Origin of the sequence: Mesorhizobium sp. M2A.F.Ca.ET.067.02.1.1 (assembly GCF_004023285.1) — a bacterium.
Taxonomy (GTDB): domain Bacteria; phylum Pseudomonadota; class Alphaproteobacteria; order Rhizobiales; family Rhizobiaceae; genus Mesorhizobium.
In genome coordinates, this window is the sequence record NZ_RZSB01000997.1 from 1 (window position 1) to 1,815 (window position 1,815).

At 60.1% G+C, this 1,815-nt stretch carries 3 protein-coding genes and 2 pseudogenes; 2 read left to right on the forward strand and 3 right to left on the reverse strand.

Features of this window, described 5'->3' with window-relative positions:
- Positions 1 to 364, reverse strand: a pseudogene (locus EOA28_RS34635) (DUF1176 domain-containing protein); the annotation flags it as partial.
- 142 nt (positions 365 to 506) lie between these two features.
- On the opposite strand from EOA28_RS34635, the gene EOA28_RS34640 reads away from it, so the two are divergent.
- A complete protein-coding gene (locus EOA28_RS34640) occupies positions 507 to 1,013 on the forward strand; it encodes a DUF1993 family protein (RefSeq protein WP_126082508.1) in 507 nt (168 codons plus the stop codon).
- Between the two features lie 59 nt (positions 1,014 to 1,072).
- Here EOA28_RS34640 and EOA28_RS34645 read toward each other — a convergent pair whose 3' ends face one another.
- Together EOA28_RS34645 and EOA28_RS39745 are read right to left on the reverse strand one after the other, a co-directional pair.
- Complete coding sequence (locus tag EOA28_RS34645) at positions 1,073 to 1,237, reverse strand: DUF1127 domain-containing protein (protein ID WP_095818565.1); 165 nt, start codon at positions 1,235 to 1,237, stop codon at positions 1,073 to 1,075.
- Positions 1,238 to 1,330: 93 nt separating this feature from the next.
- Positions 1,331 to 1,495, reverse strand: a complete 165-nt coding sequence (locus tag EOA28_RS39745) for a hypothetical protein (RefSeq protein ID WP_189342723.1) — start codon at positions 1,493 to 1,495, stop codon at positions 1,331 to 1,333.
- A gap of 131 nt (positions 1,496 to 1,626) precedes the next feature.
- Here EOA28_RS39745 and EOA28_RS34650 point away from each other — a divergent pair.
- Positions 1,627 to 1,815 (forward strand): annotated as a pseudogene (locus tag EOA28_RS34650) (hypothetical protein); the annotation flags it as partial.

A 1,815-nucleotide genomic window follows, 5' to 3' on the forward strand; every position in this document is an offset into this window, starting at 1 on the left:
CCGTGTAGCAGCCCGCGAAAACCTTGGCCTCGCCCTTCTTGTCGGTCGCCTGGATAGCGACCGGGACGCTGTAATAGATGCTGCCGGCGGCACCTTCGTCCGATACAGCGCCGGTCTTGACGTCGACGGTATCGGTGCCGTCATAGCCTTTCACGAAAGCGTTGAAATCCTTGGCTGGCTTCGTATCGCCGAAATAACCCCAGGCGCGGGCGAATTCGTGACGATTGATGGCGCTGTAAAGCGAGCGGATGACGGCGTCGGCGCTGGACCTGTCGTCGATATAGGGCGCATCGGCCGCAAACGCGGACTGGCCGATACTGGACAGGGAAAAGAAGGCAGCCACAGCGAGAAAGATATGTCTCATCGGGAATCTCCGCTCGATAACGAAAATACTACCATGGCGATTGCGGCGGCGCGGTGACGTGGAAGCATGACCGCTTGAAGAATCGTGACCGGAGGCGTTAGGTCACGGCCCGCGGCGCTGGGGCCGCCTTGGGAGAGTGCTCGTGACTATTTCCATGTACGATATTTCCGTCGGCGTCTTTTCCGCCCGGCTGAAGGCGCTGGCCAGCGTGCTGACGGCGGCGGAGCAGAATGCCGCTGAGCGCAAGATCGATCCGCAGGTGTTCCTCACGGCGCGATTGGCGCCGGACATGTTTGCGCTGGCCAGGCAGGTCCAGATCTCCACCGACCATGCCAAGGGCGCGCCGTCGCGGCTCGCCGGCCGCGAGGTGCCGAAATATGAGGACAATGAAGCGAGCTTTGCCGAGCTGCAGGCCCGAATCGCCAAGACGCTCGATCACCTGGCGACGTTCTCGGCGGCCGATCTGGAAGGTTCGGAGGACAGGACGGTCGAATTAAGGCTTGGCGGGCGCGAAACCACGCTGCCCGGCCTGCAGTACCTGCTGCATGTCGCGATGCCGAATTTCTATTTCCACGTCACGACGGCCTACGACATCCTGCGCCACAATGGCGTGCCGCTCGGCAAGCAGACCTTCCTGGGAAATCGCTGAATTTTGAGCAGGTTGAAGGTTTCCCGGCAGCCCGGGAAACCTGTTTGGCTCAGCGTTGTTCAGCGGGCCGACATTTCGCGCGCGATGCGCGGAAAGTCCGCCGGCTTGATGCCGATATCGGCGCGGTCGGCATTGCTCATCGCATTGAGAAGCGCGAGCGCCGCGCGGTAACGCTGGTGTTCTTGCGGCCGTGGCCGAGCGAACATTTCAGTGAAGAACCCCATGACTCAATAGCCCCTATTGGTCCTCCCAACGTCAAAGTATAGGCGATTTTTTTAAATTGTGCAGTGCAGCAATTGCATGGCTGCCATGCCGCATCAGATTTTTTCCGCCACAATCGATTTTCCGCGAAACTTTTCGGCAGGCTCAATCGTAGGCGTTGGTGCCGGCACTTGGCCGGCTTTTTCCTCGCCACTCCTGGCGACCTTGCCGGACTGCACGAAATGCGGTCCGGCTTTTTGCTTGATGGCTCCGGTCGGCAAAATGCCTGCAATTGTTAACGTCGCCAGAAGTCATTTTTAACGAGGGCGCCCTATCTTCAAATGGCGTCAATGCATGCCGTCACGAGAGGGAGGCTGAGATCGGCACCGGGAACAAGCTCGATTTCGCTTCGTTGCTCGACGACCTGATCGTCGCCTCGGAGAAAGGCGAGGAAGAGGGCGCCCGGCCGTCTATCCCGTTCGACTATCTGTCCGTTGCCGATGAACTTCATTCCGGCCGCATCAAGGTTGCCGGTGAGAGCGTCGCCGCCGAATACCGCGAATCCGGCGCCGATCTTGCCGCGGAGTTCGCAGCACTTCTC

Coding starts and splice junctions, on each gene's coding strand:
- EOA28_RS34645 (WP_095818565.1), bottom strand. CDS start 1,237: ATGGGGTTCTTCACTGAAATGTTCGCTCGGCCACGGCCGCAAGAACAC.